Origin of the sequence: Streptomyces sp. NPDC001594 (assembly GCF_042893675.1) — a bacterium.
In the GTDB taxonomy this organism is placed as follows: Bacteria; Actinomycetota; Actinomycetes; order Streptomycetales; family Streptomycetaceae; genus Streptomyces.
Genome location: NZ_JBIAVB010000014.1, coordinates 54,473 through 71,039, shown reverse-complemented (window position 1 = coordinate 71,039; position 16,567 = coordinate 54,473). Strand labels below are relative to the sequence as shown.

At 73.8% G+C, this 16,567-nt stretch carries 17 protein-coding genes and 1 pseudogene; 10 read left to right on the top strand and 8 right to left on the bottom strand.

Annotated elements, in window-relative coordinates:
• Positions 1 to 903 carry an MHYT domain-containing protein gene (locus ACFY0O_RS26255; RefSeq protein WP_388950762.1) on the bottom strand — a complete coding sequence of 301 codons (903 nt, stop codon included), beginning with the start codon at positions 901 to 903 and terminating at the stop codon, positions 1 to 3.
• 171 nt (positions 904 to 1,074) lie between these two features.
• On the opposite strand from ACFY0O_RS26255, the gene ACFY0O_RS26250 reads away from it, so the two are divergent.
• Positions 1,075 to 1,674, top strand: a complete 600-nt coding sequence (locus ACFY0O_RS26250; RefSeq protein WP_388951260.1) for a class I SAM-dependent methyltransferase — start codon at positions 1,075 to 1,077, stop codon at positions 1,672 to 1,674.
• Positions 1,675 to 1,735: 61 nt separating this feature from the next.
• Here ACFY0O_RS26250 and ACFY0O_RS26245 read toward each other — a convergent pair whose 3' ends face one another.
• The gene (locus tag ACFY0O_RS26245; RefSeq protein WP_388950759.1) at positions 1,736 to 2,650 is read right to left on the bottom strand and encodes an oxygenase MpaB family protein; all 915 of its coding nucleotides are present in this window, start codon (positions 2,648 to 2,650) and stop codon (positions 1,736 to 1,738) included.
• Positions 2,651 to 2,784: 134 nt separating this feature from the next.
• Between ACFY0O_RS26245 and ACFY0O_RS26240 the strand changes: the two genes are divergently transcribed.
• Positions 2,785 to 3,573, top strand: a complete 789-nt coding sequence (locus tag ACFY0O_RS26240; RefSeq protein ID WP_388950756.1) for a hypothetical protein — start codon at positions 2,785 to 2,787, stop codon at positions 3,571 to 3,573.
• A 46-nt stretch (positions 3,574 to 3,619) separates the two neighbouring features.
• Positions 3,620 to 4,081: an SAM-dependent methyltransferase gene (locus tag ACFY0O_RS26235; RefSeq protein ID WP_388950753.1), complete on the top strand. Its 462-nt coding sequence runs from the start codon at positions 3,620 to 3,622 to the stop codon at positions 4,079 to 4,081.
• A 29-nt stretch (positions 4,082 to 4,110) separates the two neighbouring features.
• Here ACFY0O_RS26235 and ACFY0O_RS26230 read toward each other — a convergent pair whose 3' ends face one another.
• Positions 4,111 to 4,668, bottom strand: coding sequence for an MOSC domain-containing protein (locus ACFY0O_RS26230; RefSeq protein WP_388950751.1), 558 nt, complete (start codon positions 4,666 to 4,668; stop codon positions 4,111 to 4,113).
• Between the two features lie 192 nt (positions 4,669 to 4,860).
• Here ACFY0O_RS26230 and ACFY0O_RS26225 point away from each other — a divergent pair.
• Both ACFY0O_RS26225 and ACFY0O_RS26220 read left to right on the top strand, forming a co-directional pair.
• Positions 4,861 to 6,197: pseudogene (locus ACFY0O_RS26225) on the top strand (GAF domain-containing protein).
• Positions 6,198 to 6,253: 56 nt separating this feature from the next.
• Complete coding sequence (locus ACFY0O_RS26220) at positions 6,254 to 7,777, top strand: aldehyde dehydrogenase family protein (protein ID WP_388950748.1); 1,524 nt, start codon at positions 6,254 to 6,256, stop codon at positions 7,775 to 7,777.
• Positions 7,778 to 7,907: 130 nt separating this feature from the next.
• Here the strand turns inward: ACFY0O_RS26220 and ACFY0O_RS26215 are convergent, their stop codons facing one another.
• A complete protein-coding gene (locus tag ACFY0O_RS26215; protein WP_388950745.1) occupies positions 7,908 to 8,249 on the bottom strand; it encodes a hypothetical protein in 342 nt (113 codons plus the stop codon).
• Positions 8,250 to 8,481: 232 nt separating this feature from the next.
• On the opposite strand from ACFY0O_RS26215, the gene ACFY0O_RS26210 reads away from it, so the two are divergent.
• Entirely contained in the window at positions 8,482 to 8,709 is a 228-nt protein-coding gene (locus ACFY0O_RS26210) for a hypothetical protein (RefSeq protein WP_388950742.1), read from the top strand.
• A gap of 156 nt (positions 8,710 to 8,865) precedes the next feature.
• A complete protein-coding gene (locus ACFY0O_RS26205) occupies positions 8,866 to 9,072 on the top strand; it encodes a hypothetical protein (RefSeq protein WP_388950739.1) in 207 nt (68 codons plus the stop codon).
• Positions 9,073 to 9,125: 53 nt separating this feature from the next.
• Here the strand turns inward: ACFY0O_RS26205 and ACFY0O_RS26200 are convergent, their stop codons facing one another.
• From ACFY0O_RS26200 to ACFY0O_RS26190, 3 genes are all read right to left on the bottom strand, one after another.
• Positions 9,126 to 10,601, bottom strand: coding sequence for a sialidase family protein (locus ACFY0O_RS26200; protein ID WP_388950736.1), 1,476 nt, complete (start codon positions 10,599 to 10,601; stop codon positions 9,126 to 9,128).
• Between the two features lie 259 nt (positions 10,602 to 10,860).
• Entirely contained in the window at positions 10,861 to 11,058 is a 198-nt protein-coding gene (locus ACFY0O_RS26195) for a hypothetical protein (RefSeq protein WP_388950734.1), read from the bottom strand.
• 212 nt (positions 11,059 to 11,270) lie between these two features.
• Positions 11,271 to 11,546, bottom strand: coding sequence for a hypothetical protein (locus ACFY0O_RS26190; protein ID WP_388950731.1), 276 nt, complete (start codon positions 11,544 to 11,546; stop codon positions 11,271 to 11,273).
• 259 nt (positions 11,547 to 11,805) lie between these two features.
• Here ACFY0O_RS26190 and ACFY0O_RS26185 point away from each other — a divergent pair, with 259 nt between their 5' ends.
• From ACFY0O_RS26185 to ACFY0O_RS26175, 3 genes are all read left to right on the top strand, one after another.
• Positions 11,806 to 12,894, top strand: coding sequence for a C40 family peptidase (locus tag ACFY0O_RS26185; protein WP_388950729.1), 1,089 nt, complete (start codon positions 11,806 to 11,808; stop codon positions 12,892 to 12,894).
• 21 nt (positions 12,895 to 12,915) lie between these two features.
• Entirely contained in the window at positions 12,916 to 13,320 is a 405-nt protein-coding gene (locus ACFY0O_RS26180; protein ID WP_388950727.1) for an FKBP-type peptidyl-prolyl cis-trans isomerase, read from the top strand.
• A gap of 114 nt (positions 13,321 to 13,434) precedes the next feature.
• Positions 13,435 to 14,943 (top strand): DUF4246 domain-containing protein, encoded by a 1,509-nt coding sequence (locus ACFY0O_RS26175; RefSeq protein WP_388950725.1) that lies wholly within the window; start codon positions 13,435 to 13,437, stop codon positions 14,941 to 14,943.
• 6 nt (positions 14,944 to 14,949) lie between these two features.
• On the opposite strand, the gene ACFY0O_RS26170 is transcribed toward ACFY0O_RS26175, so the two are convergent.
• Positions 14,950 to 16,566 (bottom strand): purple acid phosphatase family protein, encoded by a 1,617-nt coding sequence (locus ACFY0O_RS26170; protein ID WP_388950723.1) that lies wholly within the window; start codon positions 16,564 to 16,566, stop codon positions 14,950 to 14,952.
• Between the last annotated feature and the right edge of the window lies 1 nt (position 16,567).

Genomic DNA, 16,567 nt, shown 5'->3' with positions numbered 1-16,567 from the left:
TCAGTGGGAGGTGGGGGCGGCCCGGTCCGCCGGCGGCCGGCCCGCGCGCGGCGCGTACCCCGGGGCGGGGGCCCGCGCCGGAACGGGACCGGGCGGCGGACCGGGCAGGGACCCGGAAGCGCGCGCGGGTGCGGGAGCGGCGGTCGCGGCCCGGCCGGGCACTGGCACCGGCACCGCCCGGTCGTCGCCCGTCGGGGACAGGGCCACGAAGGCGGCGGTGACGAAGAGGTAAGAGCCGAGCCCGACCGCGAGGGGGAAGATGAACTGGAGCGCGGTGGCCCCGGGCAGCGCCTCGGCCGAGGGGGTCACGCGGACGCCGACGGCCATCATCCCGGTGTAGTGCATGCTGCTGACGGCCGCGCCCATGAGGAGGCACGCGCCGGTCACCGCCAGCGGCGCCTTGATGTGGAGGGCGGCCCAGAGCGCGGCGGTGGCGGCGACGACGGCGATGGCGACGGAGATCCCGACGATCAGCGGGTCGTAGCTGACCTTCCCGTGCAGGCGCAGGGCCGCCATGCCGAGGTAGTGCATGCTCGCGACGCCGAGACCGGTGGTGAGGCCGCCGAGGACCAGGGAGCGGCCGTGGTCCTTGCCGTAGCCGACGGCGAAGAGCCCGGCACCGACGACGAGGACGGCGACGAGGAGGCTCAGGAGGGTCAACGGCACGTCGTAGTGGATCTCGGTGCCGGTGATGTGGAAGCCCAGCATGGCGATGAAGTGCATCGTCCAGATGCAGGTGGCGAAGGCCGAGGCCGCGGTGAGCAGCCAGTTGCGGCGGGAGGGGCCCGTCGCGGCGAGCGCGCGGACGGTGCAGCGCAGGCCCAGGGCGGCGCCGATCGAGGCCATCACGTACGACAGCGCGGGGGTCAGCCAGCCATAGGCGGCGTGGTCCAGGTGTCCCATGGCCACGGGACGCTAGTCCGGGTGAGGGGACGAACACGGGGCGCATTTCGAAAGCCGCTGGAACTGCTGGAATATGACAGACATACGTTCATCTGCGACCGCGGCGGACAACAGCTTGCACACGGGCCACGTCGGGTGCGGAATCATGGGGGCATGAGCACTGAGAACCGTATGAGCGAGGACCACACGCGCGTGCAGGAGTTCTTCGGGGCGCGGGCGGAGGCCTGGGACGAGAAGTTCCCGGCGGACGGGCCCGCGTTCGCGACGGCCGTCGCCGAGTTCGGCGTCGGGCCCGGCGAGCGGGTGCTCGACGCGGGGTGCGGGACCGGGCGGGCGATGACCCCGCTGCGCGCGGCCGTCGGAGCCGCCGGGACGGTGATCGGCGTGGACCTCACCGAGGGGATGCTGGCCGCGGCCCGGCGGTCGGGGCGGGAGGCGGACGGAACGCTGCTGCGGGCGGACGTGGCGCGGCTGCCGCTGCGCGACGGGGCCCTGGACGCGGTGTTCGCCGCCGGGCTCATCGCGCACCTGCCCGAACCGGCGGCGGACCTGCGCGAGCTCGCCCGTGTGGTCCGCCCCGGCGGCCGGCTCGCGCTCTTTCACCCGATCGGGCGAGCCGCGCTGGCCGCGCGCCACGGCCGTGAGCTGACGCCGGACGATCTGCGGGCCGAGCACAACCTCGGCCCGCTGCTGTCCGGTTCCGGCTGGGAGATGACCTCGTACGCGGACGAGGACGCCCGCTTCCTGGCCCTGGCCGTCCGCCGCGCCTGAACGGCCGCTCCGTCCCGCTTTTCACGTCGGCACGCGCGCCGGTGTCCCGCCGGGCCGGGGGCTACGCCGGAGGCTGGGCTTCCGCCCCGGCCGGGCGGCGGGGGTGGGGCACGGGGCAGCCGCCGGCGCCGGGCACCGGGAAGGTGCCGAGTTCGCCCACGTCGTAGCCGTGCCGGTAGCCCTTGATCTCCGGGTTCTGGCGCGCGTAGTGCGGGGTCTTCCGCGGCGGCAGCAGCCGTACCGCGCGGCCGCGCAGCCGCAGGGCGCCGTGGACCAGGCGGCTCAGCGCGGGGTGGGGCCGCTCGTACCGGAAGGCGTCGAGCAGCGGCTCGTCCAGCAGGGCGCGGCTCGCGCGGAGCACGGCGGGGGCCAGGGGCGCCGGGTACCAGGAGGCCATCAGGCCCAGGGTGGAGTCGGCGACCGCGCGGCCCCCCTCGTCCCAGCCGAAGTGGGCCTTCTCGTAGGCGTCGAGGGTGGTCTCGAACTCCTCGTAGGAGTCCGGGACCTCCTTGATGCCCAGGTGCTTGCCGAGGGTCGCGTAGTAGCGGGCGCAGGCGCGGCGCTCGTGGTGGGTCAGCGGGCGCCAGCCGTAGGCGTCGATCCAGCGCGACGGAATCACCACGAACGTGCACAGGACGTAGCGCATGTCGTCGTCGGAGATGTCGTAGCTGCGGTGCATCTGGTTGACGCGGCGGATCGCGGTGCGGGCCGTGTCGTGGTCGAAGCCGTGCTCCACGACCGCGTCGAGGAGCAGCGCGGTGTCGTCGTAGCGCTTCTGGGGGCGCTCGGTGAACTCCCCGGTCTCGGCGAGCAGGCTGCCGATGCTCGGGACCGCGTAGGTGCGGAAGAGGGCGAGCTCCAGGGCGCGGCTGAAGTCCCAGGGGAACTCGTAGGTGGCGGTGAGCCGGTAGATGGCGAGGAAGTCCTTCTCGGGGTCGAGCCGGAGGATCTCCTTCAGCCGGTCGTAACGCTGCACCGGTCTCCCTTTCTGTGGCGGGTGGCCAACTCTACGTGCAGGTAGCGGGCTTGAAAATCGCCGCCCGCCGGGGCTCGACGTGCGAGTTACCGGCTGGTTAGGGTGCGCCGACGGAACTGCGATCGGGAGGCCAGATGTCGGACGAGGAGGGCGGGGGCTCGCTGTACGTGCTGAGTGCCGTACTGCTGACCCCCACGCAGTTCCCGACGTTGCTCGGCGACGACTTCCCGGAGGCCTGCGGGCTGCTGGGCGTGGCGCCCACCGCGGAGGGGTACGGGCTCGTCCTCGGCCAGGACGAGGAGGGCGCCCGGTGGACGGTCGTGGTGGACGACGTCTCGCTCGTGGCCGCCGCCATCGCCTCCTGGGACTGCGGCATGGAGTACGACCTGTCGCCGGACGAGCGGTCGGTCGTGCTGTCGCTGGCGGGCTGGCCGCTGGAGCTGACCGTGTCCACGCCGGGCATCCCCGCCCCGCACGATCCGGAGCGGGGCGCGGACGGCACCGGGCGGGTGCCGCTGACGCCGCCCTCGGCGGAGACCTGGGGGCCGGTGCAGCGGCGGCTGGGCGCGGACCAGATCGCCCGGGAGTGGGCGGACTGGCGCGAGCGCGTGGCGGAGGACGGCGGGGCCGCCGCCGCCGCGCACCCGGGGCTGGCTCGGGCGCTGCGGGAGGCGCTGGACTACACCCGGCAGCCGCCTCCGCCGGGGCGCGTCCGGTCGGCCTTCGCGGGCGAGGGCGTACGGACCTTCCGGGCGGACGGGCCCGGCTGGTCGCTGGTGGCCCGGACCGGCGACGCCGCCTTCGTGCTGCTGGACGAGGAGCCCGGCGGGGTGCTGGCGGTGCCCCACGAGGCGGCGGACGGGCTGCCCGGTGTGTCCGGCCTGCTGGAGGCGCTGGACCGCGTCGCCGTACGGCCGGTCTGAAGACGGACACACGGACGGAAACGGCGAATGAGGAACGGGGAACGGCATGGTGGTCGAGTCGATGCCGGTGGGCGTGGTCGTGGGCGGCCGGGCGGAAGTCGTGGACGACGACTGGGGGCGGGAACGGGCCGTGATCCGGCTGGACGCCGGCCTGTTCGGGCCTGAGGCCCTCTACGGGCTGGAGGACTTCTCGCACGTCGAGGTCGTCTACCACTTCGACCGGGTACCGCCGGAGAAGATCGAGACCGGCTCCCGGCATCCTCGGGGGAACCGGGACTGGCCGCTGGTCGGGATCTTCGCCCAGCGGGGGAAGAACCGGCCCAACCGGCTCGGCGTCTCGAGGTGCCGGGTGGTGCGGGTCGAGGGCCTCGACGTGCACGTGGAGGGCCTGGACGCGGTGGACGGCACGCCGGTGCTCGACCTCAAGCCGTACATGGAGGAGTTCGGCCCGCGGGGCGGGGTCCACCAGCCGGAGTGGGCGACGGCCCTGATGCGCGACTACTACTGACGCGCCCGCCGCCGAGCCGGGCGGCTCCCTCAGACGCGTTCGAGCGGTATGTGCGGCAGGGACGGGAGCGTGACCGTGATGGAGTCGCCGGGGCGGACCCTGCCGCCCTGCTGGACCACGCCCATGATCCCGGCCTTGCGGACCACCCGGCCCTCCTCGTCCCGGCCGACGACCTGCTTGAGGAGTCCGTCCTGGAAGGCGTTGATCTGCGGGCACGGATTGCGCAGGCCCGTCACCTCGACGACCGCCCGCTCGCCGATGCCCAGCAGGGTGCCCTTCGGCAGGGCCAGGAGGTCTATGCCCTCGGTGGTGACGTTCTCCCCGAGCTGGCCGGGCGCGACGCTGAATCCGGCCCGGGCGACCTCGTCGAACAGCTCGCGGTGGATGAGGTGCACCTGCCGGAGGTTGGGCTGCGTCGGGTCCTGGGCCACGCGCGAACGGTGCTTGACCGTGACGCCCGCGTGCACGTCTCCCTCGACGCCGAGACCGGTGAGCAGGGTGATGCTCTCCCGGTTCGGCTTCGTGAAGGAGTAGGCGCCGTTGCTGCTGACCGCCGCGACCCGCGCCGTGGTGGTGGTGTCGTTCATGTGCTTGTTCCCCCTGCCGCTGTCGGCGGCCGATTGATCCGCTTCCTCGCCGTACAACGCGCCGCAGCGGCGGTGCGTTCCCGGCCGGGTTCCGTCACGGACTGGCCGACGCGGCCCTTGCCGGGGCCGGGGACCCGCACCACGATGGGGGCGCTCCGCGTACCGCGGCACCACGGCCCCCGGGAGGGTGACATGGGCGATCCGTCGTTGGCGCTGCCGGGAGGGGCCGATCCCGTCGAGCGCACGCGCGTCCTGCGGCGGGCGCACGAGGCCTTCACCCGGGACGGGCGGATGGAGCCGCCGGTCCGGGCGGTGATCGCGAAGTCCTGGCGGCGCTGCGCGCGGGCCCGGGTCAGCCCGGAGTGCGCGCCCCGGCTGGAGCGGCCGAGCCGGAGCTGCTGGCGTACCGGGAGCGGCACCCGCTGGCCCGGGTGATGCCGCTGTTCCGGGACCTGGTGGGGGCGTTCGCGGCGCACGGGGCCCATCTGCTGGCGGTGTGCGACGCGCGGGGCGGGCTGCTGTGGGTGGAGGGGGAGCCGGCCACCCTGCGCCGGGCCGAGGGGCTGGGCTTCGTGCCGGGTGCGCGCTGGGCGGAGACGGCCATGGGGACCAACGCCCCGGGTACGGCGGTCGCGCTGGGGGAACCCGTCCAGGTCTTCGGCGCGGAGCACTTCAGCCGCCGCGTGCACCCGTGGACCTGTGCGGCGGCCCCGGTCCGGGACCCGCGCACCGGCCGGGTGCTGGGCGCCGTGGACATCACTGGCGGCGACGGGCTGGCCCACCCGCACTCGCTGGCCTTCGTCCAGGCCGTGGCCCGGGCCGCCGAGGCCCAGCTGGCGCTGCTGGAGCCCGCTCCGGGCGCGGCGGCCCCCGACACGCTCACCGCCCTCGGCCGGGACGAGGCGCTGCTGGTGCTCGGCGGCCGGCGGATCGCGCTGGGGCGGCGGCACAGCGAGATCCTGGCCCTGCTGGCGCAGCACCCGGAAGGGCTGACGGGGGACGAACTGGCCTACGCCCTGTACGAGGAGGGGTCGGTGGCGGCGGTGACCCTGCGGGCCGAGATGTCGCGGCTGCGGGCCGTGCTGGGCGCCGGGATCCTGCTCTCGCGCCCGTACCGCACGGCGGTCCCCCTGGAGGCGGACTTCGCCGCCGTGACCCGGCACCTGGCGGCGGGCGCCGTCTCGGCCGCCCTCACCCGCTACCCGGGCCCGCTGCTGCCGGCCTCCTCGGCCCCGGGGATCGTCCGGCTGCGGCGGCGGATCGAGGACCAGGCGCGGGCGGCGGTGCTCGCCCGGGCGGACGTGGGGCTGCTGTCGGACTGGGTGTGCAGCCCGTGGGGCGCGGAGGACCCGGCCGTGTGGCGGGCGCTGGCCACGGCACTCCCGCCACACGCCCGCCCCGCCGCGCTGGCCCGCGTACGGTCCCTCGACGCGGAGCTGGGCGCGGCGCCGGGCCAGGGCGCGGGCACGAGGCCGAGGCCGGGCGCGGGCGCGGGCCGTGCAACGTTCGCGCAACCCGCGCGCCCCTAGCCTCCCTTCCGAGCGCCGGCCGACGGCGGTCGGCGTCCGGCAAGGGGAGGACCAGCATGGCCCGTTACGCCGCACCCGGTACCGAGGGCGCCCTGATGGCGTACGCGTCCCGCTACGACCACCACATCGGCGGGGAGTACGTGCCGCCCGCGCGCGGCCGGTACTTCGAGAACCCCTCCCCCGTCACGGGGCAGCCCTTCACGGAGGTCGCCCGCGGTACGGCGGAGGACGTGGAGCGCGCCCTGGACGCGGCGCACGCGGCGGCCCCGGCCTGGGGCCGTACGTCGGTCACGGAGCGCGCCGGCGTCCTGCTGCGCATCGCCGACCGCATGGAGCAGCACCTGGAGGCGCTGGCGGTCGCGGAGACCTGGGAGAACGGCAAGCCGGTCCGCGAGACCCTCGCCGCCGACCTCCCGCTGGCCGTGGACCAGTTCCGCTACTTCGCGGGGGCGCTGCGCGCGCAGGAGGGCTCGCTCAGCCAGCTGGACGAGGACACGGTCGCCTACCACTTCCACGAGCCGCTGGGCGTGGTCGGGCAGATCATCCCGTGGAACTTCCCGATCCTGATGGCGGTGTGGAAGCTCGCCCCGGCCCTGGCCGCGGGCAACACGGTGGTCCTCAAGCCGGCCGAGCAGACCCCCGCCTCCGTGCACTACTGGCTGAGCCTGGTGGCGGACCTGCTTCCCCCCGGGGTGGTCAACATCGTCAACGGGTTCGGCGAGGAGGCGGGCAAGCCCCTGGCGTCGAGCCCGCGGGTGGCGAAGGTGGCCTTCACCGGGGAGACGGCGACGGGCCGGCTGATCCTGCAGTACGCGGCGGAACACCTGAAGCCCGTCACGCTGGAGCTGGGCGGCAAGAGCCCGAACCTCTTCTTCGACGACATCTGGACCAAGGACGACGACCTGCGCGACAAGGCCCTGGAGGGCTTCACCATGTTCGCGCTGAACCAGGGCGAGGTGTGCACGAGCCCTTCGCGCGCCCTGATCGAGCGGGGCCGCTACGGCGACTTCCTGGACGCGGCGGTGGCCCGCACGGAACTGATCGTGCCGGGCCACCCGTTGGACACGGACACGATGATCGGCGCGCAAGCCTCGGCGGAGCAGCTGAGGAAGGTCCTGTCGTACGTGGAGATCGGCCAGCGGGAGGGCGCGAAGATCCTCACGGGCGGTGGCCGGATCGACCACGGCGGCGACCTGGCGGGCGGCTTCTACGTCCAGCCGACCATCTTCGAGGGGGACAACCGGATGCGGATCTTCCAGGAGGAGATCTTCGGTCCGGTGGTGTCGGTGACCTCGTTCGACGACTTCGACGACGCGGTCCGCATCGCCAACGACACGGCGTACGGCCTCGGCGCGGGCGTCTGGACCCGCGACGTCAACACGGCCTACCGCGCGGGCCGCGCGATCCAGGCGGGCCGCGTCTGGACGAACTGCTACCACGCCTACCCGGCCCACGCGGCCTTCGGCGGCTACAAGCAGTCGGGCATCGGCCGCGAGACCCACAAGATGATGCTGGAGCACTACCAGCAGACGAAGAATCTCCTCGTCTCGTACGCGCCGAAGAAGCTCGGCTTCTTCTAGGAGCACGACTGAGCGGCGGCCGGCGCTCGGGCGGTCCTTCAGAGGTGGGAGGGGGAGGTAGCCCAGTTGGCGATCGACTCGTCGGTGCGGCCCTCCGCCATCAGGCGCACGACCTCGGTCTGCTGCCGGGTCAGTTCGCCGGAGGGGCGCTGGGCGCGGCGCCGAAGGGTTCGGCGGAGTCCCGCACGAGGTCGAACAGGCGGCACAGCAGGGAGATCACGCCGGGGCCCGTGATGGCCAGGGCGCCGTCGGCGGTGCTGTCGGAGTCGGAGGCGATCAGGGCCGAGCGCCGGTCGATGACGATCATGCGGTTGGGCAGGGTCGGCACCGTGCAGATGTGCGCTCCCTGCTCGGTGGGCCAGGTCGCGTGGCCGGCGGTGGGGGCGTCGCGGCGGATGCTGTCCAGGTAGACGGTGCGCATCGTGATGCCGCGGGAGAGGAGGCGGCGGTTGAGCGGGCGCGAGGCCTCCATGTTGGCAGGGGTCTGGGTCCGCCGGGCGCGAAGGTGAGGAACTCCTCCTTGACGTCGTCGTTGAGGGCTTCCAGGTGGTCCCGGATGGAGTCGATGCCGCGGAGGTAGCGGATGCCGCCCATGTCCGCGAGGTCCTCACCGCGCTGGGCGTCCGCTGGGGCGCCACCCGCACCGACGGGACCGCTTCGGCCTCCACGCCGCATCCCGCCCCCGGCTCCCGCTGTCGGAGGTCGTGTCCCAGCTGCACGCAGGCCGCCTCGCCATGCTCTCCGTCCACCCGGGCGTCCGCAGCGGGGACACCGAGCCGCCCCACCGCGGCGGGCACCTGGTGCTGGCCGTCACGATCCACAACCCGTCGGGCTGGCACGGCGCCTCGCAGGAGTTGGTCGACGTCCCCCGGCCGGTGCTGCGCCGCTACTCCGCGGGCCGCGGCGTCCTGCTCGGCCGCCCGGCCGGCTGACCGCGCACTCCCACGCCCGGACGCCCGGGAAACGGCCTCCGACCTGGCACCCGGCGGCACTGTCACCCGAACGGCGCAACATGGCGTGCCACCCGAATGGGTGAAGATCAAGCTGGCTAGTGCCCCAATCGAGGCAATCCGTGAAAGGGGAACCACATGCGCATTCGAAGAAGCCTCGCCGCCGTCGCCGCCACGGCGGCCCTCGCCGGACTCGGCCTCTCAGGTGCCGCCACCGCCACCGCCGCCACCCACGGCGCCCCCTCCTACGTCACTCCTTCCGAGTGCAAGCAGGGCGGCGGAACGGCCGATCTGACGGCCAACGTCTGCAAGGGCGGTACGCACGACGGCGAGCAGATCGACTGACTCCCGCACGGCGCCCCGCAGCCACGTGCCGCGGGGCGCTGCCGGCCCGCCGGTCAGGGGGTGCGGAAGCTGCCGGTGTACACGTCCGTACGGTTGCGCGGTGCGCCGGAGCGGGTCTGGGTGAGCACCGCCCGGACCCCCTTGCCGTCCGCCGCCAGGCCCTGGTAGTCGCCGAGGAAGTAGCCCCCGGCGAACGGTGCCTGCAGCCAGTCGAAGACCCGCGAGATCCGCCGTTCGGTGCGGTGCCGCGGGTTTCCGTGCCGCAGGGTGGTCAGCTGGTGGGCGGTGGGCAGGGTCGTGGTGTTGCCGGGCTCCAGGAAGCGCAGGTCGTAGTAGGTGAGCGCGACCGTGCCCCGCTCGGTGACCGCGATCGACGGTGAGAAGGCCGGGACACCCTCGGGGCTGATCAGCTCCGGGCTCCCCCAGGTGCGCCCGCCGTCGGTGGACCGCACGAGCTGGACGGAGTCGAAGGTGCCGCCGGAGAAGTCGGAGCCCTCGTAGGCCATGTACAGCGTGCCCGACTCGGGGTCGACCGCAGGGCTCGGCAGGGTGGCCGCGGCGCGCAGCGGCTTGGCGGGGTCGTTCGGGTCGACCTCCGGTACGGAGGTGTCCCGGGCCACGGTGACCGGCGCGCTCCAGGTCTCTCCGGCGTCGGTCGAGGTGACCACTTCGTAGCGGGCTTCGACGACGGTGGTGAGGTCGTCGGCCAAGGTGATCCGGTCGAAGAAGTCGTACAGGGTGCCGGTGCGCCGGTCGGCGACGATCAGGTGGCCGATGGTCTGGGTGTTGGGCACGGAGCTGGTGGTCACGAACGGCCGGGCCTTGCTCCAGGTGCGGCCGCCGTCGCGGGTGAGGGAGATGTAGCCGGGACCGTCGAGGGAGCTGGGGCCGGGCGGGTCGTTGTCGAGGCGGTTCCAGACCTGGTAGGCGGTGCCCTTGCGGACCGGGTCGGCGGTGAGCGAGGGCTTGTCGTTGAAGAACGGCTCCTCGTCGACGTGCGTGGTGGTGAGGTTCTGCCAGGTGCGGCCGCCGTCGCGGGAGGTGACGGCCAGGAGGGCGCTGCGCGTGCTCCTGGTGAAGTCGACGCCCTCGCCGCTCGCGTAGACGGTGCCGTCCGGTCCGGTGCTCGCCCAGGGGTCGGAGGCCCGTTCGTAGTCCGCGCCGCCGGGGGCACAGAGGCTGAACGGCAGCGTGCTCCGGTGGAAGGTGTGGCCGTCCGTGGTCCAGCCGGCCGCCAGGCCGCGGGCGCCGCCGTCGTTCCAGCGGTCCTGCTGGAAGACCGTGACCACGCGCTGGGGGTCGCGCGGATCGACGGACAGGTACGGCTCGACCTCGGTGCCCGGGTAGACGACGCTGTCGGGGGACCTCGCTCCGATGGCGCACTTCGCGTACGGGTCGCCCTCGGCGACCTTGACCAGGGCCGATCCGTCGTGGTCCGGGTCCGCTGCGGCGGGATGGGCGCCGGTGGCCGTGACGAGGAGGAGGAGGACGGCGGTGGTGACGGCGGTCTGGGGCGGGACGGCGCGCATGCGGGATCTCCTCCGGGCCTCTCGGCCGGCGTACGGGACCGCCGTCGTCGGGGCGGCCTGGGACACGGAGGCATACCGGAACGCGAGGGTGGGGGCGACTCCGCTTGGTCCTCTTCGGCGCTGCGGCCGGTGCCCTTGATGGGCCGAACGGCGGAGTCGCCCGCGGGGTCGTCGGCGCGCACGACTGAGCCGACCGGCGAGTGCTGTGCCGGTCGGCTCCTGGGTCGTGCTGTTGTGGCGCCGTCTCGCGGTTCCCCGGTCAGGTGATCGGCGGCGTGGTCCCGTCAGGCAGTGCGCAGGTCTCGCCTGCGTAGGGGCGTGCGACGACGTGTCCGCCGGCGGCCGTGCAGTCGTCCCGGGAGATGCTCGGAGACGAGGCGGCCGCGGCGCCGACGGCGCTCATGCCGGCCAGGGTCGCCGCGGCCAGGGCGAGGCCCAGGATTCTTCGCATGCGCATGACTTTCCTCCTTCTCTCAGGCGCCTTCGTTCGGCCTTCGGGAAGGACGGGTCTCACGACGACGGCGCCCTCCCCCTCAGGATGGGCGCTCGGCACGGGGCCCGCGAGGCGTGACCGGGCGCCCCGCCCGGACGGTGACGGCCCGGGCGCGGAGAGCCATCGCGCCCCCACCCTCGGCCGACCCGCGCGCATGGTCCGCCGGACAGGCCCCCTTAGCGCGGTTCGTGGGCCGCCGCCCGGCAGGCAGCGGTCGCGGCGCCGCCCGCCACTCCGGCCCCGGTCAGCCCGGCCGCACATCCCTGCAGGTCCCCCGTCACGCCGCGGCCGCAAGCCGCCGAGGCGGAGGCGGAATCGGTGGCACCGGCCTGTTCGGCCATCTGCGTGCAGGCGGGGATGTCCGCCCGGGCCCCGGGAGCGGCGAGGACCGCACCACCGAGGGTGAGGGTCAGGCCGGTGAGGGCACCGGCGATACGGGTCGACGTGCGCATGGGACGCACCTGCCTTCCGGGTCGGTCGCGCGGCCCTGGTCCCGGTGGGCCGGATCCACGCGGTGGGGCCGCCGGGACACGCGCGCCGAGGGGTGCCCCGGCCGGCGGCCCCCACTCCAGCGTCGCATCCTCACCCCCGGCCGTCCTGGGCACACCCGGCCCGGCGGCGTCCGGCACGGCGGGGGCGGGCCGCCGGCGCCCCGTACCGGCGGGGATGCGGCGGGGTTCGCGGTCCCCGCGTCCTGGACAGGATCGACGCATGTATTCCGTGAAGACCGTCCTGACGGCCACTGCCGCAGCCTTCCTCGCCCTCTCCTCTCCGGCCACCGCGGCCCCCGACGCCCCCGGCGCCGCGCGGCGCCCCTGCGACGCCGCCCCGACCTGCTACGTCGACGTGGCGGTCGCCCAGGTCTGGGTCAGCCCCGAACAGGTCCGCCCCGTGGACGCCCCGGCCACCGCCCGTCCCGCCGACGTCCGAGGCTGGCTGGCCGGCATGTCCCTGGACGAGCGGCGGGACGTCGCCGGGGAGACCCAGGCCCTCCACGGCATCCGGGTGACCGTCGACCGCAGCGAGTGGCGCGACGGCCTGCGCTGGGACCACGTGTGGGTGCACGGCCAGCCCACCCCCAGGGACCAGGCCGGGCGGGGTGCCTACCCCGGCTGGATCCCCGACCGGCAACTGACCTCGGAGCACCGGCGCCCGCCCGCCGGTACGCACGAGGAACGCGTCGCCCGCCCCACGGCGTTGGGCTTCGCCACCGCCCGGGCCGCGCTCGACGGCCGCGGGTCCGGGCAGGTCGCCGAGTACTCGTACAACACCTCCTTCCCGGTGGAGGCCGGTCCGGTGCCCGGGGTGGTCACCGCCCACTCCCCCGGCGGCGGCCGGGTGTTCTTCCGGGCCGGCGACCTGGCGAGGGTGCCCTCCGCGCCGAGCGGCGCCGACGTGGTCGCCGCCGCCCGCGCCTTCCTGGGCCTGCCCTACCTGTGGTCCGGTACCTCGGGATTCGGCTACGACTGCTCCGGCCTCACCAGCCAGGTCTACTCCGCGCTCGGCGTGACGATCCCCAGGGACGCCGAGCCGCAGTTCGACGCGGGCGGCGGGCAGGTGCCCGTGGGATCGGCGGCGGGGGTGCGGGTCACCGGTACGGAAGACCTCCGCCCCGGCGACATCGTCGCCTTCCGCCCCGCCGCCGGCACCGCGGTCACCCATGTCGGCATCTACTCGGGGACGCGCGACGGCGAACCCATGATGATCAACTCTCCGCGAACGGGCGACCCCGTCAGGGAGGAGCCCATCGGTGCCACCGGCCGGGTCTACGTCGGCGCCACCCGCTTCCTCACGCGCTGAACCCCGGTAGCGTGACCGTTCATGAGTGAACTGGCGAAGCCCGTGGTGCACGTTCCGGAGGGTGAGGCTCCTGCCGAGCTGGCCGTCCGGGACCTGGTCGTCGGGGACGGGCCCGAGGTGAAGCCGGGCATGGTGGTCAAAGTCCACTACGTGGGGGTGACCTTCGAGACCGGGAGGGAGTTCGACGCCTCCTGGGACCGGGGCCAACCGTTCAAGTTCGCCCTGGGCAGCGGCAAGGTCATCAAGGGCTGGGACCGGGGCGTGCGCGGCATGAGGGTCGGCGGCCGGCGCGAGATCATCGTTCCGCCGCGCCTCGGCTACGGGAAGCAGTCGCCCTCGCCGTTGATCCCGCCGGGCTCGACCCTGGTGTTCGTGGTGGACCTGGTCGACTCGTACTCCGCCACGGCCGGGTGGAGCAAGTCCTAGGGTCCTGGGGTCCTGGGGTCCTGGGGCTCCTGGTGCGGCGGGCGGGCCGGGGCGGTGTCAGTGCGCTGAAGTATTGTTCCGGCCACCGCACACCGACTCGGAGGATCAAGAGAATTGTCCGGCCTGACCGCCTTTCCGCTGCCCTTTCAAGCCTCGCGTTCCACATCGTTCGCCACTCCACGAACGCTGAGGGAACTGGAGATGATGCGGTGCAGCGCGCACATCCGGGCGAAGGCCGGGTGGTTCGAGAAGATGCGGGACGCCGACGTCGTCGCCCGGTGGAAGCGGGAGGCCCTGGAGCAGGGGCTCACGGAGGCGCAGGTGCGGTACGTCCTCGACGAACTCGCGCACTACGCCGCGCTGCGGGACGGGCGGACCGGCGTCGAGGTGTCCGGGGTCGACGGGGTGTGGCAGTCGGACGCGCTGGTCGAAGAGGAGCTCGGGGCGCGGCTGCGGGAGGCGGTGCGGGTGCTGGAGGAGGTGCCCGCGGCGGAGCTGGACTGGCATCCGGGATCCGACGGCCAGGTGCTGGACCTGGTGCACCCCTCGCTGTTCTGCCTGGTGCGGGGCGTGAGCGGGGCGCCCGAAGAGGCCTGGCGGAACCCGACGGACCGTTGGTCGAAGCACGAGTTCTCGGAGAAGTTCCAGTGGCTGCCCACGGACGTCGAGGTCGGTGAGGACGGCGGGGTCTCCTTCCGTTCGTACGTCAACAACGTCCACCCGGAGGCCCACCGCGAGCTGGCCGCCGTGCTGCCGGAGCTGTTCGCGCGCATGCGTCCGCTGCTGGAGAACGTGCTCACCGATCTGCGCCATCCGCGGCCCCGGCGCATCGAGGCCGATCCCTACGGGTGGTACGAGGACGAGCCGCAGTATCCGAACCGTGCCGACTACGCCGACGACAAGGCCTTCGCGGAAGCCCGCCAGGAGTGGGGGGACGCCCACGACACGTGGTGGCAGGACCGCCGGCCGGTGGTCCCGGACGCGCCGGAGTTCACCGCGCCCGAGGTGCCCGGGGCGGCCGACCGGGTCGACCTGCGCGGCCGCGGCCTCCAGGTCATCGTGAAGCTGGCCACCATCCACCTCACCCCGGAGCGGCCCGAGTACGCCGGCGGCTCCTGGCACGTCGAGGGGATGCTGAACGAGCGGATCGTCTCGACCGGCATCTACTACTGGGACAGCGAGAACGTCACCGAGAGCCGGCTGAGCTTCCGCACGGCGCTCGACGACCCGGACTACGAGCAGAACGACGACGACGGCATGCGCGAGGTCTACGGCCTGGAGAACGAGGACGCGCTGAACCAGATACTGGGTTCGGCGTCGACCCCGGCCGGCCGCTGCCTGGCCTTCCCGAACGTGCTGCAGCACCGCGTCGGCGCGTTCCGCCTCGCGGACCCCACCCGTCCGGGCCACCGGAAGATCCTCGCGTTCTTCCTGGTCGATCCGTCCGAGCGGATCGTCTCGACCGCCGACGTGCCGCCGCAGCAGCCCTGGGCCGAGACCTCCACCATGACCCTGGAGGAGGCGAAGGGCTACCGCGAACAGCTCATGCACGAGCGCAAGTTCTTCGTCGCCGAACACAACGAGCAGCTCTACGAGCGGGAGTTCTCCCTCTGCGAGCACTGAGTCCGGTCAGGGCCGGGCGTCCGCGCGGGGGCGTTCCAGGGTGAAGGTGTCCACCGGGGTCAGCTCCCCGTAGGGGCCGTCGAAGGTGTAGTACGTGACGTGCATGCGGGTGCGGCCGGAGCCGCGGGTGCCCGGGTCGACGTCGAAGGCGGCGAAGCCGTGAGGGTGGACGCGGTCCTGCACGGCGCGCCAGGGGGCGTCCTCGGTGAGGTAGACCGGGGTGCGGTGGCGGCCCTGGGGCTCCTTGCTCACGTCGACGACGACGCGGCCCTTGGGCTCCTCGAACAGGTCGTCCTGGGTGGTGGCGAAGTTGCCGCCGCCACCGATGATCATGTGGACGGTCCCCTTGCCGGTGTCGGCGACGTCGGTGCGGGTGGAGACCGGGATCGGGGTGCGGGTGTCGTTGGGGAGGGTGCCGCGGACGGGGAGCGACCGCTCGTAGTAGTGCTCGTGGCCGCAGAGCACCAGGTCGACCCCGTACGCGTCGAAGAGCGGACCCCATTCCTGACGGACTCCGAGGTCGCTCCCGCCACTGCGGTGGCTGGAGATCATCGGGTGGTGCATGAAGACGACGATCCAGTCGACGCCGGTGTCGGCCCGCGCCGCCTTCAGTTCCCGTTCCAGCCAGCGGCGCTGGGCACCGCCGGAGTAGCCGCGCAGATAGATGTCGCCGGTGTCGACGATCGCCACGTCGTCGTTGGCCAGGCTGATGAAGCGGACCCCGCCGACGGTGAAGGCGTACCACAGGCCGCGGGTCCCGCCGTCGGTGGCGGTGGCCGCGCCCGGCAGGGTGAAGTACGTCTGGTAGCCGGTCAGGCCCAGGGGGCCGTTGCCCTTCTCGGTCTCGCCGTTGCCGACGCAGGGCATCCAGGGGCGCAGCCGCGCCGAGCGGCTGTTGCCGATGAACCAGTCGGCCCAGGTCGCCACGCGGTCCTCGCCGATGGCACCGGCCACGCCCGCGTAGCAGAGGTCGCCGTTGACCAGGTTGAACAGCGGGGCGACCCGTTCCACCGCCGCCACGATGTCGGCGGAGGCCTCGGTGCCGCCCTGGGTGCTGGTGTAGAGCGGGAAGTGGCCGAGCGGCGGTGGTGCGTCGGGCGTGGGCCACGTGAGGGAGCGGCGCAGGTTGGGCGTGCCCTGGTCGCCGAAGCTGGTGAAGGTGAACGCGGAGCGGCCGCGCGGAGCCGTGGTGAACGACCCGGTCTCCTGCGCGGCGCCGTCGTGTCCGGCCGAGTACAGGTAGGTGGTGTCGGGGCGCAGTCCGGTGACGCGGGCGTGGTGGACGTAGACCTCCCGCCGGGAGAGCTCGTCACGGTAGGTGCGGGTCTCGGCGTCGACCGCGTGCCCGGAGCCGCCGCCGTCCGGTGAGCCGAGGTGGACCCGCGGGCGCCGGACGGACTGGGGGCTGATCCAGGAGACGGTCATCTCGGTGGCCGGGTCCGCCCCGAACTGCAGGTGCAGTCCGGCCACTCCGGGCACCCCGATCCGGCTGGGCGTGCGCTGCAGCAGGGGCGAGGCGGCGTCCGCCGGCCGCTCGGCGGCCCGGGCGCTCCCCGCACCCCCGACGGCGGCGGCCGCCCCGGCGGTCGAGCCGGTCAGTAACGTCCTGCGCGGAATCGGCATG